This is a genomic window from Enterobacter cloacae complex sp. 372C4 (genome assembly GCF_050030615.1).
Classification (GTDB): Bacteria; Pseudomonadota; Gammaproteobacteria; order Enterobacterales; family Enterobacteriaceae; genus Enterobacter; species Enterobacter intestinihominis.
On the sequence record NZ_JBLGUQ010000001.1, the window covers coordinates 2751278 to 2769805 of the forward strand.

The 18528-nt window shown below is 53.9% G+C and carries 17 protein-coding genes; 12 read left to right on the top strand and 5 right to left on the bottom strand.

The genetic code is table 11. The features are described from left to right. Positions 1 to 30: 30 nt before the first annotated feature. Positions 31 to 183: a Hok/Gef family protein gene (locus ACQG11_RS13220; protein WP_010427008.1), complete on the top strand. Its 153-nt coding sequence runs from the start codon at positions 31 to 33 to the stop codon at positions 181 to 183. 90 nt (positions 184 to 273) lie between these two features. Here ACQG11_RS13220 and leuD read toward each other — a convergent pair whose 3' ends face one another. From leuD to leuL, 5 genes are all read right to left on the bottom strand, one after another. Continuing rightward, a complete protein-coding gene (gene leuD, locus ACQG11_RS13225; RefSeq protein WP_023299315.1) occupies positions 274 to 879 on the bottom strand; it encodes a 3-isopropylmalate dehydratase small subunit in 606 nt (201 codons plus the stop codon). A 10-nt stretch (positions 880 to 889) separates the two neighbouring features. Continuing rightward, the gene (gene leuC / locus ACQG11_RS13230) at positions 890 to 2290 is read right to left on the bottom strand and encodes a 3-isopropylmalate dehydratase large subunit (protein ID WP_426728426.1); all 1401 of its coding nucleotides are present in this window, start codon (positions 2288 to 2290) and stop codon (positions 890 to 892) included. 2 nt (positions 2291 to 2292) lie between these two features. After that, the gene (gene leuB / locus ACQG11_RS13235) at positions 2293 to 3384 is read right to left on the bottom strand and encodes a 3-isopropylmalate dehydrogenase (protein ID WP_022647034.1); all 1092 of its coding nucleotides are present in this window, start codon (positions 3382 to 3384) and stop codon (positions 2293 to 2295) included. Then, entirely contained in the window at positions 3384 to 4955 is a 1572-nt protein-coding gene (leuA, locus tag ACQG11_RS13240) for a 2-isopropylmalate synthase (RefSeq protein WP_022647035.1), read from the bottom strand. The genes leuB and leuA overlap by 1 nt, the downstream gene beginning before the upstream one ends. Before the next feature lie 91 nt (positions 4956 to 5046). Continuing rightward, positions 5047 to 5133 carry a leu operon leader peptide gene (leuL, locus tag ACQG11_RS13245; protein WP_057979999.1) on the bottom strand — a complete coding sequence of 29 codons (87 nt, stop codon included), beginning with the start codon at positions 5131 to 5133 and terminating at the stop codon, positions 5047 to 5049. Positions 5134 to 5760: 627 nt separating this feature from the next. On the opposite strand from leuL, the gene leuO reads away from it, so the two are divergent. From leuO to mraY, 11 genes are all read left to right on the top strand, one after another. After that, positions 5761 to 6705 (top strand): transcriptional regulator LeuO, encoded by a 945-nt coding sequence (leuO, locus tag ACQG11_RS13250; RefSeq protein ID WP_038415328.1) that lies wholly within the window; start codon positions 5761 to 5763, stop codon positions 6703 to 6705. A 376-nt stretch (positions 6706 to 7081) separates the two neighbouring features. Continuing rightward, entirely contained in the window at positions 7082 to 8806 is a 1725-nt protein-coding gene (gene ilvI, locus ACQG11_RS13255; RefSeq protein ID WP_023299318.1) for an acetolactate synthase 3 large subunit, read from the top strand. 1 nt (position 8807) lies between these two features. Next, positions 8808 to 9302 carry an acetolactate synthase small subunit gene (ilvN, locus tag ACQG11_RS13260; RefSeq protein WP_001252742.1) on the top strand — a complete coding sequence of 165 codons (495 nt, stop codon included), beginning with the start codon at positions 8808 to 8810 and terminating at the stop codon, positions 9300 to 9302. 176 nt (positions 9303 to 9478) lie between these two features. Further along, positions 9479 to 10483, top strand: coding sequence for a catabolite repressor/activator (cra, locus tag ACQG11_RS13265; protein WP_003856369.1), 1005 nt, complete (start codon positions 9479 to 9481; stop codon positions 10481 to 10483). A gap of 591 nt (positions 10484 to 11074) precedes the next feature. Then, positions 11075 to 11533 carry a division/cell wall cluster transcriptional repressor MraZ gene (gene mraZ / locus ACQG11_RS13270; RefSeq protein ID WP_014830641.1) on the top strand — a complete coding sequence of 153 codons (459 nt, stop codon included), beginning with the start codon at positions 11075 to 11077 and terminating at the stop codon, positions 11531 to 11533. Positions 11534 to 11535: 2 nt separating this feature from the next. Then, entirely contained in the window at positions 11536 to 12477 is a 942-nt protein-coding gene (rsmH, locus tag ACQG11_RS13275; RefSeq protein ID WP_003856366.1) for a 16S rRNA (cytosine(1402)-N(4))-methyltransferase RsmH, read from the top strand. Then, positions 12474 to 12839: a cell division protein FtsL gene (gene ftsL / locus ACQG11_RS13280; protein WP_003856363.1), complete on the top strand. Its 366-nt coding sequence runs from the start codon at positions 12474 to 12476 to the stop codon at positions 12837 to 12839. The genes rsmH and ftsL overlap by 4 nt, the downstream gene beginning before the upstream one ends. A gap of 15 nt (positions 12840 to 12854) precedes the next feature. Beyond that, entirely contained in the window at positions 12855 to 14621 is a 1767-nt protein-coding gene (gene ftsI, locus ACQG11_RS13285) for a peptidoglycan glycosyltransferase FtsI (RefSeq protein WP_426728427.1), read from the top strand. Continuing rightward, positions 14608 to 16095: a UDP-N-acetylmuramoyl-L-alanyl-D-glutamate--2,6-diaminopimelate ligase gene (gene murE / locus ACQG11_RS13290; RefSeq protein ID WP_032625481.1), complete on the top strand. Its 1488-nt coding sequence runs from the start codon at positions 14608 to 14610 to the stop codon at positions 16093 to 16095. Before ftsI ends, murE begins: the two co-directional genes overlap by 14 nt. Further along, on the top strand, positions 16092 to 17450 hold the full coding sequence (gene murF / locus ACQG11_RS13295) for a UDP-N-acetylmuramoyl-tripeptide--D-alanyl-D-alanine ligase (RefSeq protein ID WP_426728428.1): 1359 nt from the start codon (positions 16092 to 16094) through the stop codon (positions 17448 to 17450). The genes murE and murF overlap by 4 nt, the downstream gene beginning before the upstream one ends. Beyond that, positions 17444 to 18526, top strand: a complete 1083-nt coding sequence (gene mraY / locus ACQG11_RS13300; protein WP_003856353.1) for a phospho-N-acetylmuramoyl-pentapeptide-transferase — start codon at positions 17444 to 17446, stop codon at positions 18524 to 18526. Before murF ends, mraY begins: the two co-directional genes overlap by 7 nt. The last annotated feature ends 2 nt before the right edge of the window (positions 18527 to 18528 follow it).

The following is an 18528-nucleotide window of genomic DNA, read 5'->3' on the forward strand; positions in this document are numbered from 1 at the left end:
TCATTGCCGAAAAGCAATAAGGAGGCTGGAATGCCAAAACGTACTCTGCTGTTAGGTTTGTTTCTGATCTGTACGACGTTGTTGATCTTCACCTGGATGGTGCGTGACTCGCTGTGTGAGCTGCACTTCAGACAGGAGAAAACAGAGCTGGCGGCAGTGTTGGCTTACGAAGCAAAACGTTAGCGGTATTGGCGGGGTTTTTCCCCGCCTCTCCAGAGTGGTTACGCCTCAACGCACCCTTATCAATGGCCCGCGCCCTGCGGGCCATTGCCTTTAGCCCATAAACGCAGGCTGTTTTTTCTCGTAGGTGGAGATAGCCTCTTCGTGCTGCAGCGTCAGGCCAATGCTATCCAGACCGTTCAGCATGCAGTGGCGACGGAACGCATCAATGCTAAAGCTGTAGGTCTTGTCACCGGCTTTCACCACTTCTGCTTCCAGATCCACTTCAAACGACATCCCCGGATTTGCCTGCACCAGCGCAAACAATTCATCGACCTGTTCGTCACTCAGCGTCACCGGCAGCAGCTGGTTGTTGAAGCTGTTGCCGTAGAAGATATCCGCGAAGCTTGGGGCGATAACCACTTTAAAACCGTAGTCGGTCAATGCCCATGGCGCGTGTTCACGCGACGATCCGCAGCCAAAGTTTTCCCGCGCCAGCAAAATGGAGGCGCCTTTGTATTCCTGAAAGTTCAGGACGAATTCCGGGTTCGGCACTTCGCCTTTATCGTCGAGGAAGCGCCAGTCGTTGAACAGATGCGCCCCAAAACCCGTGCGCGTCACTTTCTGCAAAAACTGTTTAGGAATGATCGCGTCAGTATCGACATTAGCGGCGTCCAGCGGGACAACACGGCCCGTATGTTGGGTAAATTTCTCTGCCATGATTGTCTCCTTATTTCAGGCTGCGAATATCGGCGAAATGACCGGTGACTGCCGCAGCGGCGGCCATTGCCGGGCTGACCAGGTGGGTGCGCCCACCGCGGCCCTGACGGCCTTCAAAGTTACGGTTGCTGGTGGAGGCACAGCGCTCGCCCGGATTCAGGCGGTCGTTGTTCATCGCCAGACACATGGAGCAGCCGGGCAGGCGCCACTCGAAGCCTGCTTCGATAAAGATCTTATCCAGACCTTCCGCTTCCGCCTGGGCTTTCACCGGACCGGAGCCCGGCACAACCAGCGCCTGCACGCCCGGTGCCACTTTGCGGCCTTTTGCAATTTCTGCCGCAGCGCGTAAATCTTCGATACGGGAGTTAGTGCAGGAGCCGATGAACACTTTATCAATGCTCACGTCGGTCAGCGGTACGCCGGGTTTCAACCCCATGTAAGCCAGCGCCTTTTCCGCACTCGCGCGCTCGACCGGATCGGTGAAGGAAGCCGGGTCAGGAATGCTGTCGTTGACGGAAATGACCTGGCCCGGGTTGGTGCCCCAGGTGACTTGCGGGGCGATCTCTTCCGCCTGCAACGTCACAACGGTATCAAAAATTGCCCCCTCGTCCGTTTTCAGGGTTTTCCAGTACGCTACCGCGTCGTCAAAATTCTGTCCTTTCGGCGCATGAAGACGCCCCTTCACATAGTTGAAGGTGGTGTCGTCTGGGGCCACCAGGCCTGCTTTGGCACCCATCTCAATGGCCATGTTGCACAGGGTCATACGACCTTCCATGCTCAGCGCCTGGATAGCGTCGCCGCAGAACTCAACGACGTGACCGGTACCGCCTGCACTGCCGGTTTTGCCGATAATCGCCAGCACGATATCTTTCGCGGTGATACCCGGCGCGGCTTTCCCCTTCACTTCAATCTTCATGGTTTTGGCGCGGCCCTGCTTCAGGGTCTGCGTCGCCAGAACGTGTTCCACTTCAGAGGTGCCAATCCCGAACGCCAGGGCGCCAAATGCGCCGTGCGTCGCGGTGTGGGAGTCGCCGCAGACAATGGTCATGCCCGGCAGAGTAATACCCTGTTCAGGCCCCATTACGTGGACGATGCCCTGATAGGGGTGGTTCAGATCGTACAGCTCCACGCCAAACTCGTTACAGTTCTTAATCAGCTCCTGCATCTGGATACGCGCCATCTCGCCAGATGCATTAATGTCTTTGGTCTGGGTGGAAACGTTGTGATCCATCGTGGCAAAGGTTTTACCCGGCTGACGCACCGGGCGCTTGTGCGCACGCAGGCCGTCAAATGCCTGAGGAGACGTCACTTCGTGTACCAGATGACGGTCGATGTACAACAGTGGGGTTTCGTCTGGCGTCTCGTAAACAACGTGCGCATCAAACAACTTCTCATATAACGTCTTAGCCATGATTACACCCCTTCAGCGACATAGCGGGCAATGATGTCGCCCATTTCATCGGTACTGACTGCCGCCGTGCCGCGTGCTAAATCACCGGTACGGACGCCTTCTTCTAACGCCCGGTTAATGGCGTTTTCAATTGCGGTTGCTGCATCGCCTGCATCCAGGCTGTAGCGCAGCAGCAGAGCCAGGGAGAGGATCTGCGCAATCGGGTTGGCGATGTTTTTGCCTGCGATATCCGGCGCGGAGCCCCCCGCCGGTTCGTACAGGCCAAAGCCTTCTTCGTTCAGGCTGGCCGAGGGCAGCATGCCCATGGAGCCAGTGATCATGGCGCATTCATCCGAGAGAATATCGCCGAACAGGTTGGAGCACAGCAACACGTCAAACTGAGACGGATCTTTGATCAGCTGCATCGTTGCGTTGTCGATATACATATGCGACAGCGCAACGTCCGGGTACTGCTTAGCGACTTCACTGACGATTTCGCGCCACAAAATGGAAGACTGGAGCACGTTCGCTTTATCAATCGAGGTCACTTTACGGCGGCGTTTGCGCGCTGACTCAAACGCGATATGGGCGATACGTTCAATTTCAAAACGGTGATAGACCTCGGTATCAAACGCTTTCTCATGCTGACCGCTGCCTTCGCGACCTTTTGGCTGACCGAAGTAGATGCCGCCGGTCAGCTCACGCACGCAGAGAATGTCGAAACCGTTGGCCGCGATATCCGCGCGCAGCGGGCAGAACTCTTCCAGCCCCGGGTACAGCTTCGCCGGACGCAGGTTGCTGAACAGTTTGAAATGTTTACGCAGCGGCAGCAGCGCACCGCGCTCCGGCTGCTCTGCTGGCGGCAAATGTTCCCACTTAGGGCCGCCCACGGAGCCAAACAGCACGGCATCGGCATTTTCACAGCCTTCCACAGTGGCTTTCGGCAATGGCGTACCGTGGTTATCAATTGCAATACCGCCCACATCGTAGTGGCTGGTGGTAATTTTCATCGCAAAACGCGAACGAACGGCTTCCAGTACTTTCAGCGCCTGTGCCATCACTTCCGGGCCAATACCGTCACCCGGCAACACAGCAATATGGTAATTCTTCGACATCACACGGTTTCCTTGTTGTTCTCTTTATTCTGAGCTTTGCGTTGCAACTCTTTTTCGACTTCGGCGGCGCGCCAGATGTTGTTCAGGACATGCACCATCGCTTTCGCGGAGGATTCGACGATATCTGTCGCCAGACCCACACCGTGGAAGCGGCGACCGTTATAATTGACGACGATATCCACCTGACCCAGGGCGTCTTTACCGTGCCCTTTAGCCGTCAGGTCGTATTTCACCAGCTCTACGTCGTACTCAGTGACGCGGTTAATCGCCTGGTAAATGGCATCCACAGGGCCGTTGCCGTTGGCGGCTTCCGCTTTAATTTCATCCCCGCAGGCCAGCTTAACGGAGGCGGTGGCGATGTCGCTTGAGCCGGACTGGACGTTGAAGTAGTCCAGACGGAAGTGCTCTGGCTCTTCCTGCTGTTTGTTGATGAATGCCAGCGCTTCCAGATCGTAATCGAACACCTGGCCCTTCTTGTCCGCCAGCTTCAGGAAGGCGTCGTACAGCTGATCCATGTTGTAATCGCTGTCCTTGTAGCCCATCTCTTCCATACGGTGCTTCACTGCCGCGCGACCAGAGCGTGAGGTCAGGTTCAACTGAACCTGGTTCAGACCGATGGATTCCGGAGTCATGATTTCGTAGTTTTCACGGTTCTTCAGCACCCCATCCTGGTGGATACCGGAAGAGTGAGCGAACGCGCCCGTACCGACAATCGCTTTGTTGGCCGGGATCGGCATGTTGCAAATCTGGCTGACGGTCTGGCTGGTGCGCCAGATTTCGTTGTGATTGATGCGTGTGTGCACGTCCATGATGTCTTTGCGCACTTTGATCGCCATGATCACTTCTTCCAGCGAACAGTTGCCTGCGCGTTCGCCGATGCCGTTCATCGCGCCTTCTACCTGACGCGCGCCGGCGTGCACCGCCGCGATAGCATTGCCAACGGCCAGACCCAGGTCATCGTGGGTGTGTACAGAGATAATGGCTTTATCAATATTTGGTACGCGGTCATACAGACCGGTAATGATGTTGGCAAACTCAAACGGCATGGTGTAGCCGACGGTATCCGGGATGTTGATGGTTCTGGCTCCGGCATTAATAGCGGCTTCCACAACACGGGCCAAATCGTCAATCGGCGTGCGGCCTGCATCTTCACAGGAAAATTCCACGTCGTCAGTGTAGTTACGCGCCCGTTTAACCATATACACCGCACGTTCGATCACTTCATCCAGCGTGCTGCGCAACTTGGTTGCAATGTGCATGGGGGAGGTGGCAATAAAAGTATGGATACGGAAAGCTTCTGCAACTTTCAGGGATTCCGCGGCCACATCGATATCTTTCTCAACGCAGCGAGCCAGAGCGCACACGCGGCTGTTTTTGATGGTGCGGGCGATGGTCTGCACTGACTCAAAATCACCCGGCGAGGAGACAGGAAAACCGACCTCCATTACGTCTACACCCATGCGTTCCAGGGCCAGCGCAATTTGCAGTTTTTCTTTAACACTCAGGCTCGCCTGTAATGCCTGTTCACCGTCACGTAAAGTAGTATCGAAAATAACGACTTGCTGGCTCATGGGTTAGGTCCTTGTCAGTCTTAGGGCGCCTTGCTACGAGCATAAAAAAACCCGCGCAGTGGCGCGGGTTTTTAGTTTTACTGAAGACGATTCAACGCTGAATTTCGCCCGCCAGTCTACCGCGCACAGTGGATGCGTTTAGTAGTAGTAGACCGGTGAAACGAAGGGTGCGAATCATGAATCCTGCTCCAGGTGAATGCGATAGGCTTTTAGTGGTACTGGATACGCCGACTCATGTCAACCCCTCCCCGACAAAACGGGGACCCAACGCAGGGAGAATACATTAGCTAATTGTGCTGGTTTTTGCGTGGCTAACCGATTTTATTGTCTATTATTGGACTGGGGATTCATCTCTGGAATAATTTGAATATAATTGGTAGCAATTGAACATACTATTTTCACCAACATGCTATGAAATGGAATGTGTTTCATATCATTGATTTATAAACTTCATGAATGATTTACGGGTAAGTAAGTTATCAAAATTGATATCAATTTGTTAATGAATATGCGTTGTATACTATTAATAGTTTAATAACTCTTAAGTCATTATTAATGAGAGCGTTGATTGTGTATTTGTCTGGTTTATGGTTTCATGCTCACAATAAAGTTTGAGATATCTTTTGAACGATTTTTAACTCTTCATTTATGGGGTGCGTAAAGCCGCTCGGTGAATGGGGCTCTTTATATATTCCGAATTTTAAATAATTTCCTTTCGCTTGTTGTATATGCATGGTAAATCATATTTTTCGAAGTTATTACTGTACCTGGGCAAAGGGAATTTAGCGTGACGGTGGAGTCAGAAATGCCAGAAAATAATATTAACCAACCACAGACTTATGATGGGGTTAAGCCTCAGTTACGCACAGTGGATCTTAACTTGTTAACTGTATTCGATGCAGTGATGCAGGAGCAGAATATTACGCGAGCAGCGCAATCTCTGGGAATGTCTCAGCCTGCCGTGAGTAATGCCGTAGCCAGACTTAAGGTGATGTTTAACGACGAGTTATTCGTTCGTTATGGGAGGGGAATTCAGCCCACAGCGCGTGCATTCCAGCTATTCGGTTCGATTCGTCAGGCGCTACAGCTAGTTCAAAATGAACTTCCCGGTTCGGGCTTTGAACCCTTAAGCAGTGAGCGGGTTTTCCATCTCTGTGTTTGCAGTCCGTTAGATAATTATTTGACGTCTGTTATATATAATAAAGTTGAACAGATCGCCCCAAATATTCATCTCGTTTTTAAATCATCATTAAATCAAAACACTGAACACCAGCTTCGTTATCAGGAAACAGAGTTTGTTCTGGGATACGAAGAGTTCCGCCGTCCAGAGTTTGCCTGTGTTCCGTTGTTCAAAGACGAAATGGTGTTAGTCGCCAGTAAAAAACATCCCCGTATGAATTCGCCGCTGCGTGAAAGCGATGTTTACAGTGAGCAACACGCCGTTGTTGCTCTTGACAGATATGCCTCATTCAGTCAGCCGTGGTATGACACCGCCGATAAACAAGCCTGCGTGGCTTATCAGGGAATGGCCATGGTCAGTGTATTAAATGTCGTTTCTCAGACGCAGTTAGTCGCTATTGCGCCGCGCTGGCTTGCTGAAGAGTTCTCCGATTCACTGAATCTGCAAATTTTACCTCTGCCGCTCAAGCTTAATAGCCGGACCTGTTATCTTTCCTGGCATGAGGCTGCGGGTCGGGATAAAGGGCATCAGTGGATGGAAGAGCTGCTGATCAATATTTGCCGTCGCTAGGTTCTGGTGAATAAACCGCATGGCGTCATGCGGTTTATTCTGCGGTTTTTAAAACTGGCGATATTTTGTGCTGTGTTAATTTTTTCAGTTACTTATGCATGCTCAAAAATAGATGATTTCCTGATCCATCCTCTTTTTAAGAGATGAATTATTATTGTCTCCACTCATACCAGACGAATTCACCATATTCATGTCTGTCAGCTGTTTTTTCTGCTTTTATTGCTCATTCCCGCATCCCGTTTGCTAATTGCCTGCCTCATAACGAGCGGTTAAGGTATCCATCACTCTGCACATTATAAGATGGGTTTACCCTGTCAGAAGACGGCGCGGAAATGAATTCTGTAGACCGTCTATAACAAAAGCCTGGAGGCAAAGCATGGAGATGTTGTCTGGCGCGGAAATGGTCGTCCGATCGCTTATCGATCAGGGCGTGAAACAAGTGTTCGGCTATCCCGGAGGCGCGGTTCTCGATATTTATGACGCGCTGCACACGGTAGGCGGTATTGATCATGTTCTGGTTCGTCATGAACAGGCTGCTGTGCATATGGCTGACGGCCTGGCCCGCGCCACGGGCGAAGTGGGTGTTGTGCTGGTCACTTCCGGGCCGGGGGCGACCAATGCCATTACTGGCATAGCGACTGCGTATATGGACTCTATTCCACTGGTCATTCTTTCCGGACAGGTGGCGACGTCGCTGATTGGCTATGATGCGTTTCAGGAGTGCGACATGGTGGGGATCTCACGCCCCGTGGTGAAGCACAGCTTTCTGGTTAAACAAACTGAAGATATCCCGGGCGTACTGAAAAAAGCCTTCTGGCTGGCCGCCAGCGGTCGTCCTGGGCCAGTGGTTGTCGATCTGCCAAAAGATATTCTCAATCCGGGGAATAAACTGCCTTACCTTTGGCCTGAGTCGGTGAGCATGCGTTCGTATAATCCGACCACGCAAGGGCACAAAGGACAGATTAAACGTGCGCTTCAAACGCTGCTGGCTGCGAAAAAACCGGTGGTCTATGTGGGGGGAGGCGCCGTCAATGCAGCCTGCGAAACGCAACTACGCGAACTGATCGAGAAGCTTAATCTTCCTGTCGCGTCATCACTGATGGGGCTGGGGGCGTTCCCTGCCACGCATCGGCAGGCGCTGGGCATGCTGGGTATGCACGGCACCTACGAAGCCAATATGACGATGCACAATTCTGACGTGATTTTTGCCGTCGGCGTGCGTTTTGACGATCGCACCACGAACAACCTGGCGAAATACTGCCCGAATGCGACGGTGCTGCACATTGATATCGATCCTACTTCTATCTCTAAAACGGTGCCGGCGGATGTGCCGATCGTGGGAGACGCACGACAGGTGCTGGACCAAATGTTGGATCTGCTGGCGCAGGAGACCGCCTCTCAACCGCTGGACGAGATCCGCGACTGGTGGCAACAAATCGAGCAATGGCGTGGCCGTCAGTGCCTTAAATACGACACGCAAAGTGAGAACATCAAACCGCAGGCGGTGATCGAGACGATCTGGCGTCTGACCAATGGCGATGCGTATGTCACTTCTGACGTGGGCCAGCATCAGATGTTTGCTGCGCTGTATTACCCGTTTGATAAACCGCGTCGCTGGATCAACTCAGGCGGGCTCGGCACGATGGGCTTTGGTTTGCCCGCCGCGCTGGGGGTAAAGCTGGCGTTGCCAAACGAAACGGTTATCTGCGTAACGGGTGACGGCAGTATACAGATGAATATTCAGGAACTTTCCACTGCGCTGCAATATGAACTGCCAGTGCTGGTGCTGAACCTGAATAACGGTTACCTCGGCATGGTAAAACAGTGGCAGGATATGATTTATTCGGGCCGTCACTCCCAGTCCTATATGAAATCACTTCCGGACTTTGTCCGTCTGGCTGAAGCCTATGGTCATATTGGCATGCGGGTAACCGATCCGTCAGAGCTGGAAGCGAAGCTCGGCGAAGCGCTTGAGCACGTTAAAAACAATCGCCTCGTCTTCATGGACGTTATCGTCGATGGCACAGAGCACGTTTATCCGATGCATATTCGTGGCGGTGGTATGGATGAAATGTGGTTAAGCAAAACGGAGAGAACCTGATATGCGCCGGATATTATCTGTATTACTGGAAAATGAGTCGGGCGCACTGTCGCGGGTTATTGGGCTCTTTGCCCAGCGCGGCTATAACATTGAAAGCCTGACCGTGGCACCGACCGATGACCCTACGCTCTCGCGCATGACGATCCAGACTGTCGGCGATGCGAAAGTGCTTGAGCAGATCGAAAAGCAATTGCACAAGCTGGTGGACGTACTGCGCGTCAGCGAGCTGGGGCAGGGGGCTTACGTCGAACGTGAAGTGATGCTGGTGAAAATTCAGGCCAGCGGTTACGGCCGTGAAGAGGTCAAGCGCAACACGGATATTTTCCGTGGGCAGATTATTGACGTCACGCCTTCTATATATACTGTCCAGCTTGCCGGAACGAGCGATAAGCTGGACGCTTTCCTGGCCTCTGTCAGGGATGTGGCAAAAATTGTTGAAGTTGCGCGCTCTGGCGTTGTTGGCCTCTCGCGCGGCGATAAAATCATGCGTGAGTAGCGCAATAGGTTCGCCTCTTTCAGCCCGGTAGCCAAAGCCGGGCTTTTTTTTGCGTAATCCGCCGACAACGCAGACAAAAGCGGTTGCCGTGAAGGCTATTCTGCGTTTAGATGTTAAAATATTTAACCATAACCTTGACAGGGCCATGGACTCTTTTCTTTTTTTGAGGGGCAATTGTGAAACTGGATGAAATCGCCCGGCTCGCCGGCGTGTCGAGAACCACGGCCAGCTATGTGATTAACGGTAAAGCAAAGCAGTATCGTGTCAGCGATAAGACCGTTGAGAAAGTGATGGCAGTCGTTCGTGAGCATAATTACCATCCGAATGCTGTCGCCGCAGGTTTACGTGCCGGGCGCACCCGCTCTATTGGCCTGGTGATCCCGGACCTGGAAAACACCAGCTATACCCGCATCGCCAACTATCTGGAACGTCAGGCTCGTCAGCGGGGCTATCAGCTGTTGATTGCCTGCTCCGAGGATCAGCCCGACAACGAGATGCGCTGCATTGAGCATCTGCTGCAACGTCAGGTTGATGCCATCATCGTGTCGACCTCTTTACCACCCGAGCATCCGTTCTATCAGCGCTGGGCGAACGATCCGTTCCCGATAGTGGCGCTGGATCGTGCGCTCGATCGTGAACATTTCACCAGCGTCGTGGGTGCCGATCAGGACGATGCAGAAATGCTGGCTGCCGAGCTGCGTACCTTCCCGGCTGAAACGGTGCTGTATCTTGGCGCTTTGCCTGAACTTTCGGTAAGCTTCCTGCGTGAACAAGGGTTCCGTACGGCATGGAAAGACGATCCGCGTGACGTTCATTATCTCTATGCCAACAGTTATGAGCGCGAAGCGGCTGCCCAGCTGTTCGAGAAATGGCTGGAAACGCACCCGATGCCGCAGGCGTTGTTTACCACCTCGTTTGCTCTGTTGCAGGGAGTGATGGACGTGACGTTACGTCGCGATGGCAAGCTGCCATCCGATCTGGCGATTGCTACCTTCGGTGATAACGAACTGCTCGACTTCCTGCAATGCCCAGTGCTGGCCGTGGCTCAGCGTCACCGCGACGTCGCCGAGCGCGTGCTGGAGATTGTTCTGGCAAGCCTGGATGAACCCCGCAAGCCTAAACCCGGGCTTACGCGTATCAAACGTAATCTCTATCGGCGAGGAATTTTGAGCCGCCATTAATATTTCCACAGGGGCGGTATAACTGCCCCTTTTGCGGCGAATTTATTGCGATAAATAATTCCCGGATAAAAATTAGGATTTATCTCTAAGATTCATAGCCTGCTATTTTTCTGAATCCATTTTGGTGTTAAAAAGCACAATTATAAATTTTTGACTGACATTTCTTTGTATTGTTTTGTTACAAACAGGCGCCAGCCGATGAATATTCAGCCATTTTTCACTCTCCCTCCAGGCCTCAATGCACACGAACGAATCCATATTGCCTCGGGATTAAACTGGTGCTGTTATCCCCCGGCGATATGCCTTAAAATGCTGCCCGCGTCGCAAACTGACACTTTATATTTCCCTGCGATGATATTGAGTGAGTCTTAACGCTCGTGTGCATATTCGGTTTTTTTCTTACAAATATTCATAACGTTAATTTTGCCTCGCCAGTTGTTTAGTTATTAGCCAGGTCACTCTTGCTCTGTAAATAGGATGCTTTCGGGTCCGTACAGAGAGAGTCCTGGCTTGACAAGCTTTTCCCTCGCTCCGTAAACTCCTTCAGGTGGGAATTTGTGGGTTAAAGTGGTGAGGAGGGGTGAGGCTGGCATGTTCCGTGGAGCAACGTTAGTCAATCTCGACAGCAAAGGGCGTTTATCGGTACCAACCCGATACCGTGACCAGCTGATTGAGAACGCTTCGGGTCAACTGGTTTGCACCATTGACATCAACTCCCCCTGCCTGCTGCTTTATCCTTTGCCTGAATGGGAAATCATTGAGCAAAAGCTGTCGCGACTGTCGAGCATGAACCCGCAGGAACGCCGCGTACAGCGGTTGTTATTGGGACATGCCAGTGAATGTCAGATGGATAGCGCCGGGCGATTATTGATTGCGCCTGTGTTGCGGCAACATGCCGGTCTGACTAAAGAAGTGATGCTGGTCGGGCAGTTCAACAAGTTTGAACTGTGGGACGAAACGACCTGGTATCAACAGGTCAAGGAAGATATCGACGCTGAGCAGTCTGATTCCGCAACATTATCGGAACGGCTGCAGGACTTGTCTCTATAAATATGATGGAAAATTATAAACATACAACGGTGCTGCTGGATGAGGCCGTTAACGGCCTGAATATTCGTCCAGATGGCATCTATATTGATGGCACTTTTGGTCGCGGTGGCCACTCGCGTTTGATCCTCTCTCAGCTTGGAGCGGAAGGGCGCCTGCTGGCAATTGACCGCGATCCGCAGGCGATTGCCGTTGCGCAAACCATCGATGACCCTCGCTTTTCCATCGTGCATGGACCTTTCTCTGCGCTTGCGGATTATGTCGCCGAGCGCGGTCTGACCGGCAAAATCGACGGGATCCTCCTCGATCTTGGTGTCTCTTCACCACAGCTTGATGATGCAGAACGCGGCTTCTCCTTTATGCGCGACGGTCCGCTGGATATGCGTATGGACCCCACCCGCGGCCAGTCTGCCGCCGAGTGGTTACAAACTGCTGACGAAGCGGATATTGCCTGGGTGATCAAAACCTTCGGCGAAGAACGCTTTGGCAAACGTATTGCGCGCGCCATCGTGGAGCGCAACCGCGTTGAGCCAATGACCCGTACCAAAGAGCTGGCAGAAGTCATCGCGGCGGCAACGCCAGTGAAGGACAAGCACAAACATCCTGCGACCCGTACCTTCCAGGCGGTTCGTATCTGGGTAAACAGTGAACTGGAGGAAATAGAGCTGGCGCTAAAAAGCTCGCTCGACGTGCTGGCCCCGGGTGGGCGGTTATCCATCATCAGCTTCCATTCGCTGGAAGATCGCATCGTTAAGCGCTTTATGCGTGAACAGAGCCGCGGTCCGCAGGTTCCAGCTGGGCTGCCGATGACGGAAGAACAACTCAGAAAGCTGGGAGGCCGTCAGTTGCGAGCATTAGGCAAGTTGATGCCGGGCGAAGAAGAGGTGGCAGAGAATCCACGTGCCCGTAGTTCAGTGCTGCGTATTGCAGAGAGGACGAACGCATGATCAGCAGAGTGACAGAGACCCTAAGCAAAGTTAAGGGATCGTTAGGAAGCAACGAGCGCCATGCCTTGCCTGGCGTGATCGGCGACGATCTTTTGCGGTTTGGGAAGCTGCCACTCTGCTTGTTCATTTGCATCATTGTGACGGCAGTCATGGTGGTAACCACCGCTCACCATACCCGTTTGTTAACTGCGCAGCGCGAACAGATGGTACTGGAACGCGATGCGCTGGATATTGAATGGCGAAATCTGATCCTTGAAGAAAACGCGCTCGGCGATCACAGCCGGGTTGAACGGATCGCAACGGAAAAACTGCAGTTACAGCATGTTGATCCTTCGCAGGAAAATATCGTAGTACAAAAATAAGGGAAAACGCGACGCATGAAAGCAGCGGCAAAAACGCTAAAACCAAAACGCCAGGAAGAACAGGCCAACTTTATCAGTTGGCGTTTTGCGTTGCTTTGCGGCTGCATTTTACTGGCGCTGGGTTTCCTGCTGGGACGCGTGGCGTGGCTACAAATCATCGCGCCTGACATGCTGGTACGTCAGGGTGATATGCGTTCTCTGCGCGTGCAGGAAGTTTCTACCTCTCGTGGGATGATCACCGACCGCTCCGGCCGTCCGCTGGCGGTGAGCGTGCCGGTGAAGGCGATCTGGGCCGATCCTAAAGAGCTGCATGACGCAGGCGGGATCACCCTTGATAACCGCTGGAAGGCGCTCTCAGACGCGTTGAAAATGCCGCTGGATCAGCTGGCGTCACGCGTTAACGCCAACCCGAAAGGGCGCTTCATCTATCTTGCCCGTCAGGTGAACCCTGATATGGCTGACTACATTAAAAAACTCAAGCTGCCCGGCATTCATCTGCGGGAAGAATCCCGCCGTTATTATCCTTCTGGCGAAGTCACCGCGCACCTGATTGGCTTCACCAACGTGGATAGCCAGGGGATTGAAGGCGTTGAAAAAAGCTTCGACAAGTGGCTTACCGGCCAGCCTGGCGAGCGAATCGTGCGTAAAGACCGCTATGGTCGCGTCATTGAAGATATTTCCTCGACAGACAGCCAGGCCGCGCACAACCTGGCCCTGAGTATTGATGAGCGCTTGCAGGCGCTGGTCTATCGTGAGCTGAACAACGCCGTCGCGTTTAACAAGGCGGAATCGGGCAGTGCCGTGCTGGTGGATGTGGCGACAGGTGAAGTGCTGGCGATGGCCAGTAGTCCCTCATACAACCCGAATAATTTTGTCGGTACAGCAAAAGATGCGATGCGTAACCGCTCCATCACCGATGTGTTTGAACCCGGTTCAACCGTAAAACCTATGGTGGTGATGACGGCTCTACAGCGGGGCATCGTCAACGAAAATACCGTTCTGAATACGATCCCTTATCGAATTAACGGCCACGAAATAAAAGACGTGGCACGTTACAGCGAACTGACCCTGACCGGGGTCTTACAGAAGTCGAGTAACGTCGGTGTGTCAAAACTGGCGTTAGCGATGCCGTCCTCAGCGTTAGTAGATACTTACTCACGTTTTGGGCTGGGAAAGGCGACCAATTTGGGGTTGGTCGGAGAACGCAGTGGCTTATATCCTCAAAAACAACGGTGGTCTGACATAGAGAGGGCCACCTTCTCTTTCGGCTACGGGCTAATGGTAACTCCCTTACAGTTAGCGCGAGTCTACGCAACGATTGGCAGCTATGGCATTTATCGCCCGCTGTCGATCACCAAAGTTGATCCACCGGTTCCGGGGGAACGTGTTTTCCCGGAATCTATCGTTCGTACCGTCGTACATATGATGGAAAGCGTCGCGCTGCCCGGTGGTGGTGGCGTGAAGGCTGCGATTAAGGGCTATCGTATCGCCATCAAAACCGGTACAGCGAAAAAAGTGGGGCCGGACGGCCGCTATATCAACAAATACATTGCCTATACCGCAGGCGTAGCGCCTGCAAGCAATCCGCGTTTTGCGCTGGTGGTCGTCATCAACGATCCGCAGGCGGGTAAATACTACGGCGGCGCCGTCTCCGCGCCTGTGTTCGGGGCTATTATGGGCGGCGTGTTGCGCACCATGAACATTGAACCGGATGCGCTGGCGACGGGCGAAAAAAGTGAATTTGTAATTAATCAAGGCGAGGGAACAGGTGGCAGATCGTAATTTGCGCGACCTTCTTGCTCCGTGGGTGCCTATGCTACCTGCGCGAGCACTGCGAGAGATGGTACTGGATAGCCGCGTAGCGGCTTCTGGCGATCTTTTTGTGGCAGTGGTAGGTCATCAGGCGGACGGGCGTCGTTATATCCCGCAGGCGATTGCGCAAGGTGTTGCTGCCATTATTGCTGAGGCCAAAGATGAGGCAACAGACGGTGAGATCCGTGAAATGCACGGCGTGCCAGTCATCTATCTCAGCCAGCTGAATGAGCGTCTCTCCGCGCTGGCAGGACGTTTTTACAACGAACCTTCCGACCAGTTAAAGCTTGTTGGCGTGACAGGAACCAACGGAAAAACCACCACCACTCAGTTGATGGCGCAGTGGGCTCAGCTGCTGGGTGAAACCGGTGCCGTCATGGGCACGGTGGGGAACGGTATTCTGGGCAAAGTAAGCCCGACGGAAAACACGACAGGCTCGGCGGTTGACGTGCAGCGTGTGCTGGCAGGCCTTGCAGAGCAGGGGGCGACCTTCGCGGCTATGGAGGTCTCCTCCCATGGCCTGGTACAACATCGCGTGGCGGCACTGAAATTTGCCGCCTCTGTCTTTACAAACCTGAGCCGCGATCACCTTGATTATCATGGTGATATGGAGCACTACGAAGCGGCGAAATGGCTGCTTTATTCCACTCACCACCACGGGCAGGCGATCATTAACGCCGACGACGAAGTCGGTCGCCGCTGGCTGGAAAAACTGCCAGATGCGGTGGCGGTGTCGATGGAAGATCGCATTAATCCGAACTGTCGTGGCCGCTGGCTGAAGGCAGTCGAAGTGAACTACCACGATAGCGGGGCGACGATCCGCTTTGCTTCCACCTGGGGCGAAGGTGAAATTGAAAGCCGCCTGATGGGGGCTTTCAACGTCAGTAACCTGCTGCTGGCGCTGGCGACGCTGCTGGCGCTGGATTACCCGATGGCGGATCTGCTGAAAACGGCTGAGCGTTTGCAACCTGTCTGTGGCCGCATGGAAGTGTTCAGCGCACCGGGCAAGCCGACGGTGGTCGTGGATTACGCCCATACGCCGGATGCGCTGGAAAAAGCGCTGGAAGCGGCGCGTCTGCACTGCGCTGGCAAGCTCTGGTGCGTGTTTGGCTGCGGTGGCGATCGCGACAAGGGCAAACGTCCGCTGATGGGCGCCATCGCTGAGCAGTTCGCGGATATTCCCGTGGTGACCGATGACAACCCGCGTACCGAAGAGCCGAGGGCCATTATCAACGACATTCTGGCGGGCATGCTGGATGCGGGTCGTGCGCGCGTGGTCGAAGGCCGTGCGGAGGCCGTGACTAACGCCATTATGCAGGCGCAGGAGAACGATGTGGTTCTGCTGGCCGGTAAAGGTCATGAAGATTATCAGATCGTCGGCAATCGTCGTCTGGATTACTCAGACCGCGTGACGGCAGCGCGTCTGCTGGGAGTGGTGGCATGATTAGCATTACGTTAAGCCAGGCCGCTGCGGTATTGCAGGGGATGCTGCATGGTCAGGATCTGACCATCGAGGCTGTGACCACCGACACCCGTAAGGTGACGGCGGGCTGCCTGTTTGTGGCGCTGAAGGGTGAACGTTTTGACGCCCACGATTTTGCGCAACAGGCTAAAGATAACGGCGCGGGTGCGCTGCTGGTCAACCGTAAGCTCGATATCGATTTGCCGCAGATTGTGGTGAAAGATACGCGCCTGGCCTTTGGTGAGCTGGCGGCATGGGTTCGCCAGCAGGTGCCAACACGCGTCGTGGCGCTGACGGGCTCGTCGGGCAAAACCTCCGTTAAAGAGATGACGGCGGCGATCCTTAGCCAGTGCGGAAACACGCTTTATACGGCGGGCAACCTTAATAATGACATCGGTGTACCGATGACGCTGCTGCGCCTGACCCACGAGCATGAATATGCGGTGATTGAGTTAGGGGCTAACCATCAGGGCGAAATCGCCTGGACCGTGAGCCTGACGCGTCCGGAAGCGGCGCTGGTGAATAACCTGGCGGCGGCACATCTTGAAGGTTTTGGTTCGCTGGCCGGTGTGGCGAAAGCGAAAGGTGAAATTTATACCGGCCTGCCGGATGACGGCATCGCCATTATGAATGCCGATAACAATGACTGGCTGAACTGGCAGAGCATCATTGGTTCACGCAAAACCTGGCGCTTCTCCCCGAATGCGGCAAACAGTGATTTTTCGGCGACCAACATTCATGTGACGTCACACGGCACCGAGTTCACCCTCACGACCCCAACGGGCGACATCGACGTGCTGCTGCCTCTGCCGGGTCGTCATAACATCGCCAATGCGCTTGCTGCGGCAGCGCTCTCAATGGCGGTAGGGGCCTCACACGCTGCGATAAAAACTGGTCTGGCGAATTTAAAAGCCGTGCCGGGGCGTCTGTTCCCAATCCAGCTGGCTGAAAACAAACTCCTGCTGGATGACTCCTACAACGCTAACGTCGGCTCCATGATGGCGGCCGTGCAGGTCTTGTCTGAGATGCCGGGCTATCGCGTGATGGTTGTTGGCGATATGGCCGAGCTGGGTGATGAAAGCGAAGCCTGCCACGTACAGGTTGGCGAAGCGGCGAAAGCCGCCGGGCTTGACCGCGTACTGAGCGCAGGCACGCTGAGCAAGGCCATTTCCGATGCCAGTGAAGTTGGCGAACATTTTGCCGATAAATCTGCACTGATCGAACGCCTGAAGGCATTGATTACAGAAAAACAGATTGTGACTGTTTTAGTTAAAGGTTCACGTAGTGCCGCCATGGAAGAGGTTGTGCACGCATTACAGGAGAACGGGACATGTTAGTTTGGCTGGCCGAACATTTGGTCAAATATTATTCAGGCTTTAACGTCTTTTCCTATCTGACGTTTCGCGCCATCGTCAGCCTGCTGACTGCGCTGTTCATCTCGTTGTGGATGGGCCCGCGCATGATTGCCCGTCTGCAAAAACTCTCTTTCGGCCAGGTTGTACGCAACGATGGTCCGGAATCACACTTCAGCAAGCGCGGTACGCCGACCATGGGCGGGATCATGATCCTGACCGCGATTGTGGTGTCCGTTCTGCTGTGGGCTTATCCGTCTAACCCTTACGTCTGGTGCGTGCTGACCGTTCTGGTTGGCTACGGGATCATCGGTTTTGTTGATGACTACCGCAAAGTCGTGCGCAAAGACACCAAAGGTTTGATCGCCCGCTGGAAGTATTTCTGGATGTCGGTAATTGCGCTGGGTGTGGCCTTCGCGCTTTACCTGGCAGGAAAAGACACCCCGGCCACCGAGCTGGTGGTGCCGTTCTTCAAAGATGTGATGCCGCAGCTGGGGCTGTTCTACATTCTGCTGGCTTACTTTGTGATCGTCGGCACCGGCAACGCCGTCAACCTGACCGATGGTCTGGACGGCCTGGCCATCATGCCAACCGTGTTTGTCGCGGGCGGTTTCGCGCTGGTGGCGTGGGCGACCGGTAACATGAACTTTGCAAACTACCTGCACATCCCGTACCTGCGACACGCTGGTGAGCTGGTGATCGTCTGTACGGCGATTGTCGGCGCGGGGCTGGGCTTCCTGTGGTTCAACACCTATCCGGCGCAGGTCTTTATGGGCGACGTCGGTTCACTGGCGCTGGGCGGCGCGCTGGGCATTATCGCCGTGCTGCTGCGTCAGGAGTTCCTGCTGGTGATTATGGGCGGTGTGTTTGTGGTTGAGACCCTGTCGGTGATTTTGCAGGTCGGTTCCTTCAAGCTGCGCGGCCAGCGCATCTTCCGTATGGCACCGATTCACCACCACTATGAACTGAAAGGCTGGCCGGAGCCGCGCGTCATTGTGCGCTTCTGGATTATTTCGCTGATGCTGGTGCTGATTGGCCTGGCAACGCTGAAGGTACGTTAATC